This window comes from Mesorhizobium sp. P2_A8 (assembly GCF_056404935.1).
In genome coordinates, this window is record NZ_JBFUDB010000009.1 from 287,734 (window position 1) to 303,156 (window position 15,423).

15 protein-coding genes and 1 tRNA gene are annotated in these 15,423 nt (G+C 59.7%); 4 read left to right on the forward strand and 12 right to left on the reverse strand.

All coding sequences use genetic code 11. The features are described from left to right. Positions 1-11 precede the first annotated feature (11 nt). The gene (locus tag AC1D10_RS26550) at positions 12-194 is read left to right on the forward strand and encodes a hypothetical protein (protein ID WP_477277142.1); all 183 of its coding nucleotides are present in this window, start codon (positions 12-14) and stop codon (positions 192-194) included. 87 nt (positions 195-281) lie between these two features. On the opposite strand, the gene AC1D10_RS26555 is transcribed toward AC1D10_RS26550, so the two are convergent. Continuing rightward, the gene (locus AC1D10_RS26555) at positions 282-626 is read right to left on the reverse strand and encodes a c-type cytochrome (protein ID WP_477277144.1); all 345 of its coding nucleotides are present in this window, start codon (positions 624-626) and stop codon (positions 282-284) included. 765 nt (positions 627-1,391) lie between these two features. On the opposite strand from AC1D10_RS26555, the gene AC1D10_RS26560 reads away from it, so the two are divergent. Both AC1D10_RS26560 and AC1D10_RS26565 read left to right on the forward strand, forming a co-directional pair. After that, positions 1,392-2,225 carry an FkbM family methyltransferase gene (locus AC1D10_RS26560; RefSeq protein ID WP_477277146.1) on the forward strand — a complete coding sequence of 278 codons (834 nt, stop codon included), beginning with the start codon at positions 1,392-1,394 and terminating at the stop codon, positions 2,223-2,225. Between the two features lie 857 nt (positions 2,226-3,082). Next, entirely contained in the window at positions 3,083-3,556 is a 474-nt protein-coding gene (locus AC1D10_RS26565) for a YidB family protein (protein ID WP_477277148.1), read from the forward strand. A 225-nt stretch (positions 3,557-3,781) separates the two neighbouring features. Here AC1D10_RS26565 and AC1D10_RS26570 read toward each other — a convergent pair. Further along, positions 3,782-3,857: transfer RNA gene (locus AC1D10_RS26570), tRNA-Lys, on the reverse strand. A gap of 303 nt (positions 3,858-4,160) precedes the next feature. Between AC1D10_RS26570 and AC1D10_RS26575 the strand changes: the two genes are divergently transcribed. Further along, the gene (locus AC1D10_RS26575; protein WP_477277150.1) at positions 4,161-4,652 is read left to right on the forward strand and encodes a BA14K family protein; all 492 of its coding nucleotides are present in this window, start codon (positions 4,161-4,163) and stop codon (positions 4,650-4,652) included. Between the two features lie 73 nt (positions 4,653-4,725). Here AC1D10_RS26575 and AC1D10_RS26580 read toward each other — a convergent pair whose 3' ends face one another. From AC1D10_RS26580 to AC1D10_RS26625, 10 genes are all read right to left on the reverse strand, one after another. Next, the gene (locus tag AC1D10_RS26580) at positions 4,726-5,202 is read right to left on the reverse strand and encodes a DUF6882 domain-containing protein (protein WP_477277152.1); all 477 of its coding nucleotides are present in this window, start codon (positions 5,200-5,202) and stop codon (positions 4,726-4,728) included. Between the two features lie 27 nt (positions 5,203-5,229). After that, positions 5,230-6,723: a glycerol kinase GlpK gene (glpK, locus tag AC1D10_RS26585; protein WP_477277154.1), complete on the reverse strand. Its 1,494-nt coding sequence runs from the start codon at positions 6,721-6,723 to the stop codon at positions 5,230-5,232. Positions 6,724-6,816: 93 nt separating this feature from the next. Beyond that, on the reverse strand, positions 6,817-8,544 hold the full coding sequence (locus AC1D10_RS26590) for an ABC transporter substrate-binding protein (protein ID WP_477277156.1): 1,728 nt from the start codon (positions 8,542-8,544) through the stop codon (positions 6,817-6,819). A 79-nt stretch (positions 8,545-8,623) separates the two neighbouring features. Then, a complete protein-coding gene (locus AC1D10_RS26595) occupies positions 8,624-8,911 on the reverse strand; it encodes a DUF2160 domain-containing protein (RefSeq protein WP_477277158.1) in 288 nt (95 codons plus the stop codon). A 2-nt stretch (positions 8,912-8,913) separates the two neighbouring features. Further along, positions 8,914-9,828: a carbohydrate ABC transporter permease gene (locus tag AC1D10_RS26600; RefSeq protein WP_477277160.1), complete on the reverse strand. Its 915-nt coding sequence runs from the start codon at positions 9,826-9,828 to the stop codon at positions 8,914-8,916. Position 9,829: 1 nt separating this feature from the next. Beyond that, positions 9,830-10,696: a carbohydrate ABC transporter permease gene (locus AC1D10_RS26605; protein WP_477277162.1), complete on the reverse strand. Its 867-nt coding sequence runs from the start codon at positions 10,694-10,696 to the stop codon at positions 9,830-9,832. Then, positions 10,697-11,764, reverse strand: a complete 1,068-nt coding sequence (locus AC1D10_RS26610) for an ABC transporter ATP-binding protein (protein WP_477277164.1) — start codon at positions 11,762-11,764, stop codon at positions 10,697-10,699. It abuts the gene before it with no gap. 9 nt (positions 11,765-11,773) lie between these two features. Further along, entirely contained in the window at positions 11,774-12,853 is a 1,080-nt protein-coding gene (locus tag AC1D10_RS26615; protein ID WP_477277166.1) for an ABC transporter ATP-binding protein, read from the reverse strand. 40 nt (positions 12,854-12,893) lie between these two features. Further along, positions 12,894-14,420 (reverse strand): glycerol-3-phosphate dehydrogenase, encoded by a 1,527-nt coding sequence (gene glpD / locus AC1D10_RS26620; RefSeq protein WP_477277168.1) that lies wholly within the window; start codon positions 14,418-14,420, stop codon positions 12,894-12,896. Positions 14,421-14,547: 127 nt separating this feature from the next. Next, a complete protein-coding gene (locus tag AC1D10_RS26625) occupies positions 14,548-15,315 on the reverse strand; it encodes a DeoR/GlpR family DNA-binding transcription regulator (protein ID WP_379104259.1) in 768 nt (255 codons plus the stop codon). Positions 15,316-15,423 lie beyond the last annotated feature (108 nt).

The following is a 15,423-nucleotide window of genomic DNA, read 5'->3' on the forward strand; positions in this document are numbered from 1 at the left end:
CACGGAGTTGAATGGACCCTGAAACAATGGTGAGCCCGATGGGTTCGGACCACGATCTACTCAATTTAAGCCGCGATGCTGGTCAGCGCCTGCACCACTGTCGCCATTGCGGCTATCAGCTAAACACCCTGAAGCCATCACCGAATGGCGAGGCCGTAGGCGAAGTTCTGCTGCTGCTGTCGAAGTTGGAATGATCGCCGCCTGGCTCGCCCTCACCCTGTCCGCTGGCGTCGTGCTGGCGCTGGCCTGGCCGTTTTAGATGCCTGTCTGCGCAGCAGCGCCTACTCCTTCGGAACTTCGACGATGATCTTGATCGCGGCATAGTAAGCCGCAGCATTGGCGATGTCTTCCTGGCTCAGGTTCTTGGTGACCGTCGACATCATTTTACTCTTGCGCTCTCCGGCCTTGTAAGCCATCAGCGCGTGGAGGAGATATTCGTACTTCTGCCCGGCGATATTGGGCGTGTAAGACTGTCTGCTGAGGCCATCCTTGCCGTGGCACGCTTGGCATTGCACCATGACTTTCCGGCCAGCGGTGATGTCGCCTGCTGCCTGCGCAAATGACGAGGTGACCACGAGGGCAGCCAGGCCAAGGATCAAACCACGCGAGTAAGTATCTTTAATCATCGAAGTCCTCCCATCGGTTGACGAACATGTTCAATCTGAAATGGTCCTTTGCCATTTCAGTCTCCGCTCGGGCATCGTCGCTCCCAGTTCGCGTGGCGCTGCTAGCTCAAAGCAGTAGGTGAATTGCCAGAAGCTCGATGATCAGCAAAACGGCGCAGACCGCGCCCGCAAGGGCATAGCCTCGCCAATACTGGCGGACATCCTGATCGGTTTGGAACGTTTCTACCCAGAGCCCGTCAGGGGCAATGCCAAGGCAAAGGGGGATCGGCATCGCGTCGGGCACGATTGTAGTAGGCGCTAAAGAGGTTCGATCCGACATGCAGGCGGCCCTCTCGACCGCGAACAAGTCAGCATATTAGTCCTCGCTAACCAATGGCGCAACGGCCCGGCTTTGTGACCCCAACCGTTCGCTACTTCACGCGTCCATCTCAAGCGGCTTGTGCGTCAGATCTGCATGATATGCGACCTGCCGAAAATCTCGCATGTCCATTAACTGGCCGCAGACCGAGCAAACTATGAAATTGTCACGTTCATGCGCGGGCTCGCCGTCATGTGGCCTGCCGATCTTGGGCGGCCCGAGATCTGATAGCTTGGTCATAATCACCGAACAGCGGCTCAAGGAAAAAGTTCCGGCAACTATTTCAGCTCATGCTAATTGAATTGCGGCCGACGGCGACCGCTTCGTCCATTTGGATGTGTTTCAATTATATTAGCAATAACGCATAAATAGCCGCTACCGGGCGTTGCTGCGTCGAGGTTTGGGAATTGAGCTACTACTCGAAGCTCTATCATATCGATGGCCTCGTGCGCGCCATCGGCTGGAAGAAATCGGTTTCGGTACTGCTTCGCCGCGCATTGGGAATCGGATCGGCGATGAGAGTTCGCTGTGGCAATCATGAATTGCTGATCAGGCCTACCGACAGTGACTTGTTTGTCATCTCCCAGGTTTTTGGGCATTGCGAATATGAAATCGGAAAAGCAGGCCAAAGCGCGCTTAACCGGCTCGCGACAGCATGGAGGCAAAGGGGCTTCATACCCGTTGTCGTGGATGCGGGCGCGAATGTTGGCTACTCGTCGATTTTCCTTAGAGACCAGTATCCTGATGCCATAGTGATGGCTATTGAACCGGACCGCCAAGCTTATGAAGTGTTGATATCGAACTGCGCCGGTCTGGAGCAGATCATGCCTGTCTACGGCGCGCTCTGGAGCCACGAAGGAGAGGTTGCACTTGTCAACAGCGAGCGACCTTCGTGGGCACGGGCCGTATCTGACGGGCGAGGTGTTCCGTCGGTCACCCTACAAAGCCTTCTTGCCAAATTGCCCAGGACGAGATTGCTGATGCTTAAGATGGATATTGAAGGCGCGGAACTGGACGCAACGCGTGACTGCGGCAAGGTGCTGAAGGATGTGCCGTGCATAATTGTCGAACCCCATGATTTCATGCTTCCCGGCCGAGGCTGCCTTTCCTTTGTATACGCTTCCTTGAACGGAAGGAGTATCGACAGCCTCGTGAACGGCGAAAACTTAATCTTGATAGCGTCAGCCTTGCTATCGCCTGGCACCAGCACGAAGCGTCCAGCAGCACGCAGGCTGGTGTAGGAGTTTTCCACAGGTAATCCCCAGCCGTCGACGACAGGCAATCGCCTAACGACAAGCGAGCCTTCCCGATCTAATATTAGGGCGGGCTCAATTGCCCTCCAAAGCACTCAGCCCGTTGCCGCTCCTTTTGTGGGGATTGGCAGCGGGTTTTTGTATTTCCGGAACTATTTCAGCGCATGCTAATTGAATCGCCGGGCGTGGGTGAGTGCATGCGTTTGATGTTCGAGCCGTTGATGCCGACCTTGGTGGAGAAGCCTCGCGAGGGTGACTACTGGACTCACGAGGTCAAGTTCGCTCGCAGATTATCATCGACAAGGAAGGGACACGCATTTTCACCCGGCGCGGGCTCGACTGGACGTTTGACCTGGCCAAGGCAGCTGGTGAGCTAAGCGTCGAGAGCGCGCAATCATCGACGGCGAAATCATGATGCTGAACGCAGCCGGCCCCTCCGACTTCGCTATTCTGCAGCTATGCGATCGGCGAGTTCGATTTGCTCGGCGTCGAGCGGGAGGAGGCAAGCCAGCCTTTGCGCTTATGGCAGAGCGAGGTGCTGGACGCTGTGTCGGCTCGTCCTTCATCACCTTGAACCGGGAATTGCGCGAGGCTCTGGAAGCGCGTCCAGGACCACGCAGGCACGGCGCCGAAGGGAACGAAGCGACCGGCAACGCAATGGGTGAAGCCGGGGCTGATCGGCCCGTGTGAAGCACCTACGGGGCGAAGCGGGCTTGCGGCATGCCTCGCTGCAGGATTTCGGGACGAGACGGGCTAGCGCGGGCGCATTAAGTCTACCGGAATCGAACGGGGCGGAACCTTTGCGAGCACGGGACCTTCTCTCTGTGACCCAAGGGAGGAAACCAATGGCAAATCTGGGAAAACTTGCTGTCGCAATGCTCGGCATTCTGGCCTACCAAAATCGCGACAAGATGGGCGACTTGATCCGCGGCGCGGGAAATCGCGATCCGAACAACCCGCAAGGCGGGCTCATGGATCAGCTGTCCAAGGGTGTATCTGGGACGGCGCTTGGGGACATCCTCGACCGATTCAGGAATGCAGGAGTGGGATCGAAGGTAGATTCGTGGGTGGGTACCGGAGCCAACGAGCCGATTGAACCGAAAGAAGTGGAGGCGGCAATAGACGAGGACACCCTCACGTCTCTTTCGATGCAGACCGGTCTGTCGCGCGATGAGTTGATTGCCAGGATCACGAAAGATTTGCCCGAAGCAGTCGACAAGCTAACACCAGACGGTGAGCTGCCGGCAGCTAATCCGACCCAACAGACTGATGAGACTACACTGCTCGATCCGGCGCCAACACACACACCCGAGCGGTAGGCTGATATTATCGAACTCTTGAGTTTTCAACGAATGAGAACATCCTCGCCGACGCGGCTGCCTGCCACGTGATGGACGAGAGAAAAGCCTGAATCTCCCAACGTCGGAAACTTAGCCCTTCGCCTCACGGGTGGCGAGCTTGTGTTTGAACCCTATGAACCCGGAAGCTCCCAGCGCCAAAGCACCACGTAGGTTTTTCTGTTTAGTATGTTGATTTTTCTTATTTGGTGAGCGCGTCGGGGTTCGAACCCGAGACCTACTGATTAAAAGTCAGTTGCTCTACCGGCTGAGCTACGCGCTCCCGCGGGCGCGAAAGGCGGCCCTCGAAATTGCGCGGAACATAGGGAGAGTGCCTCGACCGGTCAACCGGAAAAAGAGCATCGGCAAGCCAAGCTTGTCCCGACAACGCCATGTCGCCTGCCTGGCAGGTCGACCAGGACATCGAGGTCCGTCCAGAGCCGCCAAACCAACGATCCCTGGTGCCATTGCCAGGCCAAAGAAATATTACAAATCAGCAACTTGATATTTTTGCCCGGAACAATCGCCCGGCTCGCCCGTTCTCCAACCACAAGGGACGTCAATCACCCTTTCGAAGGAGAAGACAATGAACAAGTTCGTATCGGGTACGCTGGCGGCCGCTCTATCAGTTTCGTTCGCCGCGGCTGCCATGCCGGCCAATGCGGCGCAGATGTTCGTGCCGCAGGCACCGGAGGCCTCATCCAATATCCTGAACGTTGAAGCCCGCAACGGTGATCGGAATTTCCAATGGCGCCATAACCGCCATGGCAACCGCAACTTCGGCGTCCGTCGTAACTTTGCCCGAAACAATGACGGCGGCGCCTACTGGAATGGTCATCGTGGCTATCGTGAGTACCATCGCGGCTATCGTCGCCATGGCGACAACTGGTTCCCGCTGGCGGCCTTCGCGACGGGCGCCCTGATCACCGGCGCCATCATCAACAGCGAGAACAATCGTGTCTACGAAGGCAACTCGCATGTGCAGTGGTGCTACGACCACTATCGCAGCTACCGCTCCTCGGACAACACGTTCCAACCGAATTACGGCCCGCGTCGGGAATGCCGTTCCCCCTATTGATCCGCGGATGAGTGCAAGTAGCTGACGGATTTGAGAAGGCCTGTGCCGGAAGTGGCGCAGGCCTTTCTCGGCTTCAGCCTGCCCAGCTGACGTTCTTGACGATGAGATAAAGCGCACCGCCTTCACCACGAGGTGATCGGTACGCTCCAAGGGAATCGCAAATTCGAACCGTTGCACCGGTCAATTCCCAACCGAGCGCTTCCAGATCATCGTTGGTATCCGTCACGTAAGCCTGAGCCAGCTCGTCAATGCTGTTCTTCTCGCCGAAGGATCGAGCCAGCTTTGAATCGCTGAGGAGTTCGTCGGGTAAATTTGAATTTGCCCAGGCCCAGAGCCAGTTGTCTGCCCTGGCGCTCGTGGAGCCGGCAATCTGGATCTCTGCGATCACCTTGATCGCCCCATCCTTGGAGAACAGGAGTTTTCCGGTCGTCATGTCATAGTCATAGCGTGACCAGCTGCCGAGGCGGAATTCTTTCTGCAAGCGGTCATTCTTGGCATTCAGCTGCTGGAGAGCTTCGTCGCGCCAAGCAGGATACCAGTCCGGCTTCATTCCCCTCGCCCTATCTGATGTGGCTGCTTATTGCACACTCAGGGTCCTGCGCACAGCATCGCGCCAGCCTGCCAGTTTGGCGGAGCGCATGGAGCTCTCCATGTCCGGTTGGAAGCGCCGTTCGAGCGCCCAGCTTCTGGCAAACTTCTTGGCATCCGGCCAGACGCCTGCCTTCGAGCCGGCCAGCCATGCGGCGCCGAGCGCCGTCGTCTCCAGAATGGTCGGACGGTCGACCGGCGCATCGAGGATGTCGGCCAGGCGCTGCATAGTCCAATCCGACGCCACCATGCCGCCATCGACCCGAAGCACGGTCTTGGCCGAAGCACCCTTCCAGTCCTTGCGCATGGCATCGAGCAGGTCGCGCGTCTGGTAGGCGACGGATTCCAGCGCGGCACGTGCAAATTCCGCAGGACCGGAATTGCGCGTCAGCCCGAAAATGGCGCCGCGTGCCTCGGCATCCCAATGCGGTGCGCCGAGCCCGACGAAGGCCGGCACCAGATAGACATTCTGCGTTGGATCAGCCTCGGCCGCCAATCTGCCGCTCTGCTCGGCCTTGCCGATCACCTTGATGCCATCGCGCAGCCATTGCACCGCAGCCCCGGCGATGAAGATCGAGCCTTCCAGCGCATAGGTTGTCTTGCCATTCAGCCGATAGGCTATGGTGGTCAGCAGCCGGTTCTTCGAGCGCACCAGGTCGCTGCCCGTGTTGAGCAGCGCAAAACAACCGGTGCCGTAGGTCGACTTCATCATGCCCGGCTCGAAGCAAGCTTGGCCAATGGTCGCGGCATGCTGGTCGCCGGCAACGCCGAGGATTCTTATCTCGGCGCCGAAGAGATTTTTCTCCGTGATTCCATAGTCATCGGCACAGTCTTTTACCTCGGGAAGCATTTTTGCCGGGATGTCGAGTATCGACAACAACTCGTTGTCCCAGGCATTCTCTGCGATGTTGTAGACCAGCGTGCGCGAGGCGTTGGTGGCGTCCGTGGCATGAACCTTGCCGCCGGTCAGGCGCCAGATCAGGAAGCTGTCGATGGTGCCGGCCAGCAATTCGCCCTTCTCGGCGCGCCGCCTCGCTCCTTTCACCTTGTCGAGCGTCCATGCGATCTTGGTGCCTGAGAAATAGGGGTCGAGCAGCAGGCCGGTCTTTTTGGTGAATTTCTTCTCCAGCCCCTGCTTCTTCAATTTTTGGCAGAGCGGCGCGGTGCGCCGGTCCTGCCAGACGATGGCATTATGGATCGGCTTGCCGGTCGCTCTATCCCAGATGACGACGGTTTCGCGCTGATTGGTGATGCCGATGGCAGCGACATCCGAAGCGGCGCGGCCGGCTTTCTTCAGCGCAGCCTTCACCGTAGTCACGACGCTCGCCCAGATTTCCTCCGGATCGTGCTCAACCCAGCCGGAGGCCGGGTAATGCTGGGTGAATTCCTTCTGCCCGCTGCCCACGACCTTCATCTGGCCGTCGAACAAGATCGCCCGGGTCGATGTCGTACCTTGGTCGATTGCCAGCACAAAACCGCTCATCCAGAAGTCCTCCGCCTTGATACAAACAGGGGAGACGGCAACATGCCGCCTCCCCAATTTTCACACGGGCGCGAACGCCCGCATAGGACAGTCTTATTTCTGCCAGCTCTTCACCAGTTCGTCGTAGTTGATGGTGATCGGCTTTTCTTTCTCGTTCTCGATCTTGAGCTGAGGCGCGAGATTGCCCTTCTTGACCGCGTCGGCGTTCCAGTAGGCGAGGTCATGCTCTTCGGCCATCTTCGGGCCGATATCGCCCTGGACGCCCGACTTCTCGATGCGGGTCATGACCTTTTCCTGCTCGCCGCAGAGCGAGTCCATCGCTTCCTGCGCGGTCTTGGCACCCGACGACGCATCGCCGATCGCCTGCCACCAGAGCTGTGCCAGCTTCGGATAGTCAGGCACGTTGGTGCCGGTCGGCGACCACTGGACGCGAGCCGGAGAACGATAGAACTCGATCAAGCCGCCGAGTTTCGGCGCCCGCTCGGTAAAGCTCTTGTCGTGGATCGTGCTCTCGCGGATGAAGGTCAGGCCGACATGGCTCTTCTTCACATCCACGGTCTTCGAGGTCACGAACTGCGCGTAGAGCCAGGCGGCCTTGGCGCGGTCGGTCGGCGTCGACTTCATCAGCGTCCAGGAACCGACGTCCTGATAGCCGAGCTTCATGCCGTCCTTCCAGTAGACGCCATGCGGCGACGGCGCCATGCGCCATTTCGGCGTGCCGTCGTCGTTCAACACTGCCTTGGCGCCTGCGTCGACCATCGAGGCAGTGAAGGCGGTGTACCAGAAGATCTGCTGGGCAACGGCGCCCTGCGCCGGAACCGGTCCGGACTCAGAGAAAGTCATGCCCTGGGCTTCCGCCGGTGCATAGGCTTTCAGCCAGTCGAGATATTTCTGGATCGAGTAGACGGCAGCCGGGCCATTGGTGTCGCCGCCGCGTGCCGTGCAGGAGCCGACGGGCCGCGAATTCTCGTCGACCTTGATGCCCCATTCGTCGACCGGCAGACCGTTCGGAATGCCCTTGTCGCCGTTGCCGGCCATCGACAGCCAGGCGTCGGTGAACCGCCAGCCGAGCGACGGGTCCTTCTTGCCGTAGTCCATGTGGCCATAGACCTTCTTGCCGTCGATCTCGCGGCCGGTAAAGAATTCGGCGATGTCCTCATAGGCCGACCAGTTGACCGGAACGCCGAGCTCGTAGCCGTACTTGGCCTTGAAGTCAGCCTTGTTCTTCTCGTCGTTGAACCAGTCGTAACGGAACCAGTAGAGGTTGGCGAACTGCTGGTCGGGAAGCTGATAGAGCTTCTTGTCGGGTGCCGTCGTGAACGACGTGCCGATGAAGTCCTTCAGGTCGAGGTTCGGGTTGGTGACATCCTTGCCGTCGCCCGCCATCCAGTCGGTCAGGTTGCGCACCTGCTGGTAGCGCCAGTGGGTGCCGATCAGATCGGAATCGTTGACCCAGCCGTCATAGAGGTTCTGGCCGGTCTGCATCTGGGTCTGGATCTTCTCGACGACGTCGCCTTCCTGGATGACGTCGTGCGTGACCTTGATGCCGGTGATAGCGGTAAAGGCCGGCGCCAGCACCTGCGATTCATACTGGTGCGTGGCGATGGTTTCCGAGACGACCTTGATGTCCATGCCGGCAAACGGCTTGGCTGCGTCGATAAACCACTGCATTTCGGCTTCCTGGTCGGCGCGCGAAAGCGTCGAAAGCGGGCCTATCTCCTTGTCCAGAAAGGCTTTTGCTTCGTCCATCCCGGCATAGGCATTGCCCACGCCGAGCAATAGGACAAGGGCAGTCGTTGATGTTAAAAATTGCCGTCGCATTAGTTTCCTCCACTGTTTCAGGTTTCAAGTGCGATCTGGAGCGGCGGCCGGCACGCTGCCGCTCCAACAGTTTCCCCCTCTATACGTAGCGGAACACGCCGACGGCGTAGACCACGGAGAGAGCGAGAGCCCACCACAGGTTGGATCCGACAAGACCCAGCCAAGCGAGATGGATAAAGGCGCTGCCAAGCAGCGACAGGAAAAGACGGTCGCCGCGCGTCGTCTCGAAGCGCAGGATGCCCACGCGCGGATTGCCGCCCGGCGAGGCGTATTCCCATGCCGCCATGCCGCACAGCAGCAGCAGAATGGTTGCGAAGAAGGCCGCCGTCGGCCACGTCCACGCCATCCAGGAGAGGTCGAAGTTCATTGTTATACCCTCCCCAGGGCGAAGCCCTTGGCGATATAGTTGCGGACGAACCAGATGACGAGTGCGCCGGGGATCAGCGTCAGCACGCCGGCTGCGGCGAGCAGGCCCCAATCCATGCCGGCGGCGGAAACCGTGCGGGTCATGGTGGCGGCGATCGGCTTGGCGTCGGTCGTAGTCAGCGTGCGGGCGATCAGCAGTTCGACCCATGAGAACATGAAGCAGAAGAAGCAGGCGACACCGATGCCGCTGGCGATGAGCGGCATGAAGATCTTGACGAAGAAACGCGGGAACGAATAGCCGTCGATATAGGCGGTCTCGTCGATTTCCTTCGGCACGCCCGACATGAAGCCTTCGAGGATCCACACCGCCAGCGGCACGTTGAACAGGCAGTGCGCCAGCGCGACCGCGATATGGGTGTCGATCAGGCCGAAGGCCGAATAGAGCTGGAAGAACGGCAGTGCGAACACCGCCGGCGGCGCCATGCGGTTGGTCAAAAGCCAGAAGAACAAATGCTTGTCGCCGAGGAAGCGATAGCGCGAGAAGGCGTAGGCCGCCGGCAGCGCCGCGGCCACCGAAATCACCATGTTCATCACCACATAGGTGATCGAGTTGATGTAGCCCGAATACCAGGATGCATCGGTGAAGATGGTGACGTAATTGGCGATCGTCGGCGCGTGCGGATAGAGCGTCAGCGACGAGACGATCTCGGCATTGGTCTTGAAGCTCATGTTGATGAGCCAGTAGATCGGCAGCAGGAGAACGATGATGTAGATCGTCGGCACGATCCACCACCAGCGCGATTCCTCGCCGCGACGCCGCATCAGCCGGGCGACCTCATCCTGCGACAGCGTGCTGGCCAATTCCCCCGAAGCTGTCGTCTCGCTCACTCTGTTCGCTCTTTCGTTGGCGCCGCTCATCTCAGCGCTCCGCGTCGTAATTGGTCATCACGGTGTAGAACACCCACGACAACAACAGGATGATGAGGAAGTAGACCAGGGACATCGCCGCGGCCGGGCCGAGGTCGAACTGGCCGAGCGCCGTCTTGACGAGATCGATCGACAGGAACGTCGTCGAATTGCCGGGACCGCCGCCGGTGACGACGAAGGGCTCGGTGTAGATCATGAAACTGTCCATGAAGCGCAGCAGCACGGCGATCAAAAGCACGCGCTGCATCTTCGGCAGCTGGATGTAGCGGAACACCGCCCAGCGCGAGGCGCCATCGATCTTGGCCGCCTGGTAGAAGGCGTCGGGGATGGAAACCAGGCCGGCGTAGCACAGCAGCACGACGAGGCTGGTCCAGTGCCAGACATCCATGATGATGATAGTGACCCAGGCATCGTAGGAATCCTGGACGTAGTTGTAGTCGATGCCGAGCGCGTTGACGTAGTAGCCGAGCAGGCCGATGTCGTTGCGGCCGAAGACCTGCCAGATGGTGCCGACGACGTTCCACGGGATCAGCAGCGGCAGCGACATCAGCACCAGGCAGACCGGCACGCCCCAGCCCTTCTTCGGCATGTTGAGTGCGATGAAGATGCCGAGTGGCACCTCGATGGCGAGAATGATGAAGGAGAAGATCAGGTTGCGGACCATCGCCTCCCAGAAGCGGCTTGAGGACAGCAGTTCCTCGAACCACTCGGTGCCGGCCCAGAAGAAGACATTGTTGCCGAACGTGTCCTGCACCGAATAGTTGACGACCGTCATCAGCGGAATGACGGCCGAGAACGCTACCAGCACCAGAACTGGCAGCACCAGGAACCAGGCCTTGTTGTTCCAGGTCTTTTCCATCTATGCCCCCATCTCGACGCGCCAGGAATCGGCATAGATGTTGATGCCGGCCGGATCAAACCGCACCTTAGGTTCGGCGGGCACGGTCTCGTCCTCGCCGATGACAGCCGCGATGTCGCGGCCTTCCAGCTTGGCGCGCACCACCTTGTGACGGCCGACATCCTCGATCTTGCTGATCGAAACGGCCATGCCGTCGCGGCCGAGCCGCACATATTCGGGACGGATGCCAAGCTCGATGGCGCCACTGCCGGCCTTCGGCGCGCCCGGCAGTTCGATCCGCTGCGACCCGAGCGTCGCCATCGTGCCGTCGATTGCCACCGGCATGACGTTCATGCCGGGCGAGCCGATGAAATAGCCGACAAAAGTGTGGCGCGGCCGCTCGAACAGTTCCGCCGGCGTACCGATCTGCACGATGCCGCCATCATACATCACCACAACCTGGTCGGCGAAGGTCAGCGCCTCGGTCTGGTCGTGGGTGACATAGACCATGGTGTAGCCGAAGCGGCGGTGCAGCTGCTTCAGCTGCGAGCGCAGCACCCACTTCATGTGTGGGTCGATGACGGTCAGCGGCTCGTCGAACAGGATGGCGTTGACGTCGGAGCGCACCAGACCGCGTCCGAGCGAAATCTTCTGCTTCTGGTCGGCCGTCAGCCCCCTCGCCTTCTTCTTTGCCCAGGACGCCAGGTCGATCATTTCCAGCGTCTCGCGCACCTTGCGGTCGACATCGGCTTCCGGCACGCCGCGGTTGCGCAGCGGGAAGGCCAGATTGTCGTAGACGGTCATGGTGTCGTAGATGACCGGGAACTGGAACACCTGCGCGATGTTGCGCTCCTGCGTCGACAGATTGGTCACGTCCCTGCCATTGAACAGCAACTGTCCATGCGAGGGATGAAGCAGGCCCGAAATGATGTTGAGCAGCGTGGTCTTGCCGCAACCGGAAGGTCCGAGCAGCGCATAGGCGCCGCCGTCTTCGAACGTATGATGCACTTCGCGCAGCGCGAAATCGGCATCCTTCCGCGGGTTCGGCAGATAGGAATGCCTGACATGATTGACGTCGATACGCGCCATATCGCTCTCCTATGCCGCCAGCTTCGGCGCGCCGACGGCGCGGCCGTGCTCGTCGAAAACCATGATGTGGCGCGGATCGATGAACACCTCGACCACCTCGTCGGGCTCGAAATGGCGGATGCCGTGGGTCAGCATGACCCAGCGCACGTCGGCGAAGTCGAGATGAATGAAGCTCTCCGATCCGGTGATTTCGGTAATCGTGACCTTCGCCCGCACCGGCACGGCCAAGGCATTGGGCCGCTCGAGCGACAAATGATGCGGCTGGAAGCCGATTGTGTAGTTCGCATCGGCAATGCCTGAGAGCTCGGCCGGCACCGGTAGTTTCACGCCGCCGTCGAGCAGGAAATCCGCGCCCTTCTTGGCGAGCACGATGGTGTTCAGCGGCGGATCGGCGAAGGTCCTCGCCGTCACCAGATCGGCCGGTTTGCGGAACACGTCGATGGTCGGTCCGAACTGCGTGATGCGTCCTTCAGAAAGTGTCGCCGTATTGCCGCCGAGCAGTAGCGCTTCGTGCGGCTCGGTCGTGGCATAGACGAAGATGGTGCCGGCGGCGGCGAAGATCTTCGGCAGCTCGGCGCGCAATTCCTCGCGCAATTTGTAGTCGAGATTGGCGAGTGGCTCGTCGAGCAGCACGAGGCTGGCATTCTTGACGATGGCGCGTGCCAGTGCCGTGCGCTGCTGCTGCCCGCCCGACAGGCTGAGCGGCGTACGGTCGAGATAGGGCGTCAGCTTGAGTAGGGCCGCGGCATTGCGCACTTCCTTGTCGATCTTGGCTTGATCGGTGCCGGCCACCCGCAGCGGCGAGGCAATGTTCTCATAGACGGTCATCGCCGGATAGTTGATGAACTGCTGGTAGACCATGGCGATCTTGCGCTTCTGCACCGGCACGCCGGTGACATTCTGGCCGTCGAACCAGACCGAGCCGGAGGTCGGTACATCGAGGCCGGCCATCAGCCGCATCAGGCTGGTCTTGCCGGAGAGTGTGGGCCCGAGCAGGACGTTGAGCGAGCCGTGCTGAAGCGTCAGCGACACGTCGCGGATATGCTCCGCCGCACCGACCGACTTGGTGACGTTTCTCAGTTCCAGCATGACGCCTCCTCCCAGGCCTTCCGCATCAGCTCAAACCTCTTCATTCGGCAGCCGCGACATGTCGCCGGCTTATGCCGCGCATGAATTCATCGAGCGATGCCACTTGCTCGCGGCCAAGATGCAGGCCGCGCTTGGTCCTGCGCCATAGCACATCCTCGGCGGTGACGGCCCATTCGTTTTCAACGAGGTAGCGTATCTCGGCCTCGTAGAGATCGGCACCAAAATTGCGGCCGAGATCGGCATTCGATTTGGCCAGGCCCAGCAGAACCTGTGCACGCGTCCCGTATAGCCGGGTCAGCCTGCGGGCCAGGCGTGCGTCGAGGAACTGGTAGGCTGACTTCAGCTTCGCCACTTGCGCATCGAAACCGGTGGCCGGGAAATCTCCGCCCGGCAGCGGGGCGCTTGCCGTCCACGGCTTGCCGCGCTTGCCGAGAAAGCCCTCGATCTTTTCCAGCATCGATTCCGACAGCCGGCGATAGGTGGTTATCTTGCCGCCAAAAGCATTGACGATCGGCGCGGCACCCTCGCCACCATCGGCCTTGATCACATAGTCGCGCGTCGCTTCCTGCGCTTTGGAGGCGCCGTCGTCATAGAGCGGACGGACGGCCGAATAGGTCCAGACAATGTCCGAGCGCTTGACCGGCTGCGCGAAATATTCGCTTGCCGCAGCACAAAGGTAATCGATCTCGGTGTCGCTGATTTTCACGTCATGCGGGTCGCCGGGATAATCCCGGTCGGTGGTGCCGATGAGCGTGAACTCTTCCTCGTAGGGAATGGCGAAGATGATGCGGCCATCCTTGTTCTGGAAGAAATAGGCGCGAGGATCGTCGAACTTCTTGGAAATGACGATGTGGCTGCCCTGCACGAGGCGGACATTGTGCACGTCGTTGAGTCCGACGACGCCGGAAAGCACGTGATCGACCCACGGTCCAGCTGCGTTGACCAGCAGCTTTGCTTTGATCTCTTCGGTCTCGCCGGTTTGCAGGTTCTCGATCTTGATCGTCCACAACCCGTTTTCGCGGCGCGCGCCGACCACTTTCGTGCGGGTGCGGACGGTTGCGCCGCGATCGGCAGCATCACGCGCATTCAGCGCCACCAGCCGCGCATCGTTGACCCAGCCATCCGAATATTCGAAGGCCTTTTTGAACAGCGGCTTTAAGGGCTTGCCGGCCGGATCGTTAGCCATGTCCAGCGTCCTGGTCGCCGGCAGCAATTTGCGCCCGCCAATGTGGTCGTAGAGAAAAAGGCCTAGCCTGATCAGCCAGGCCGGGCGCAGACCCTTGGCATAGGGCAACACGAAGCGCATCGGCCAGATGATATGCGGCGCGTTCTTCCACAGAACCTCGCGCTCCATCAGCGCCTCGCGCACCAGGCGGAATTCGTAGAATTCGAGATAGCGCAGACCGCCATGGATCAATTTGGTCGACCCTGAGGAGGTCCCGCTGGCGAGATCGTTCATCTCGGCGAGAAAGACGGAAAAGCCACGCCCGACAGCATCGCGGGCAATGCCGCACCCATTGATGCCGCCACCTATGACGAAAATGTCACGGATCGGAGATGCGTCCACAAATTCCTCCAACGATTTCGCATTGCACCATTTTTGGCATTTTACGAAACCGTGTCGGAATTATTTCGAAATGATAACGAATGTCAAACGAAATATCACAAGCCCGTGAGAAGGCCGTGAAACGCTCTCAGCCGAGCGATGTCTCAATCAGCTGAACCTCGGCTTCCTGGCAGATCTTGCGCACCGACGGGATATCGCAGCGGTCGGTGATGAAGGTGTTGACCTGCGACAGGTGGCCGATGCGCACCGGCGCCGTTCGCTCGAATTTGGTCTGATCGGAAACCAGGATGACATGCCTTGCATTGGCGATAATCGCCTGCGCCACCTTGACCTCACGGAAATCGAAGTCGAGCAAGGCGCCGTCATGGTCGATGGCCGAGGCGCCGATCACGGCATAGTCGACTTTGAACTGCCGGATGAAATCGACCGCCGCTTCACCGACCACGCCGCCATCGGAGCCGCGCACAACCCCACCTGCGATCACCACCTCGATCGACGGATATATGCGCATCCTATTGGCAACATTGATGTTATTGGTGATGACCATAAGCCCGTTGTGATCGAGCAATGCCTTGCTGACCGCCTCCGTCGTGGTGCCGATGTTGATGAACAGCGAGGCATTGTCGGGGATCAGCCTGGCTGCCGCCTGGCCGATCGCCTCCTTCTCGTCGGCGGCGATCTTGCGCCTGGCCTCATACTCCATGTTCTCGATGCCGGACGGGAACAATGCACCGCCATGAACGCGCGAAAGCAACCGCTGATCGCACAGGTCGTTGAGATCCTTGCGTATGGTCTGCGGCGTCACATTGAAGTGGGTGGCCAGATCGTCGACCAGCACGCGACCATGATCCTTGGCCATCTGGATGATTTCGGCATGGCGGGGCGACAGATACATTGGCAACCTCCCGTATTCGTTTTTCTTGTCTATAGTCGAAAACGAAACCAATGAAAAGGCATAAGCCGGCTAATGAAACCCACATGATTGCAAAGGAAAATGCCAGCG

Bases quoted from the DNA above. Each gene is read 5' to 3' on its own strand.
- AC1D10_RS26550 (WP_477277142.1), top strand. From the start codon at position 12: ATGGACCCTGAAACAATGGTGAGCCCGATGGGTTCGGACCACGATCTA.
- AC1D10_RS26555 (WP_477277144.1), bottom strand. From the start codon at position 626: ATGATTAAAGATACTTACTCGCGTGGTTTGATCCTTGGCCTGGCTGCC.
- AC1D10_RS26565 (WP_477277148.1), top strand. From the start codon at position 3,083: ATGGCAAATCTGGGAAAACTTGCTGTCGCAATGCTCGGCATTCTGGCC.
- AC1D10_RS26575 (WP_477277150.1), top strand. From the start codon at position 4,161: ATGAACAAGTTCGTATCGGGTACGCTGGCGGCCGCTCTATCAGTTTCG.
- AC1D10_RS26580 (WP_477277152.1), bottom strand. From the start codon at position 5,202: ATGAAGCCGGACTGGTATCCTGCTTGGCGCGACGAAGCTCTCCAGCAG.
- glpK (WP_477277154.1), bottom strand. From the start codon at position 6,723: ATGAGCGGTTTTGTGCTGGCAATCGACCAAGGTACGACATCGACCCGG.
- AC1D10_RS26590 (WP_477277156.1), bottom strand. From the start codon at position 8,544: ATGCGACGGCAATTTTTAACATCAACGACTGCCCTTGTCCTATTGCTC.
- AC1D10_RS26595 (WP_477277158.1), bottom strand. From the start codon at position 8,911: ATGAACTTCGACCTCTCCTGGATGGCGTGGACGTGGCCGACGGCGGCC.
- AC1D10_RS26600 (WP_477277160.1), bottom strand. From the start codon at position 9,828: ATGAGCGGCGCCAACGAAAGAGCGAACAGAGTGAGCGAGACGACAGCT.
- AC1D10_RS26605 (WP_477277162.1), bottom strand. From the start codon at position 10,696: ATGGAAAAGACCTGGAACAACAAGGCCTGGTTCCTGGTGCTGCCAGTT.
- AC1D10_RS26610 (WP_477277164.1), bottom strand. From the start codon at position 11,764: ATGGCGCGTATCGACGTCAATCATGTCAGGCATTCCTATCTGCCGAAC.
- AC1D10_RS26615 (WP_477277166.1), bottom strand. From the start codon at position 12,853: ATGCTGGAACTGAGAAACGTCACCAAGTCGGTCGGTGCGGCGGAGCAT.
- AC1D10_RS26625 (WP_379104259.1), bottom strand. From the start codon at position 15,315: ATGTATCTGTCGCCCCGCCATGCCGAAATCATCCAGATGGCCAAGGAT.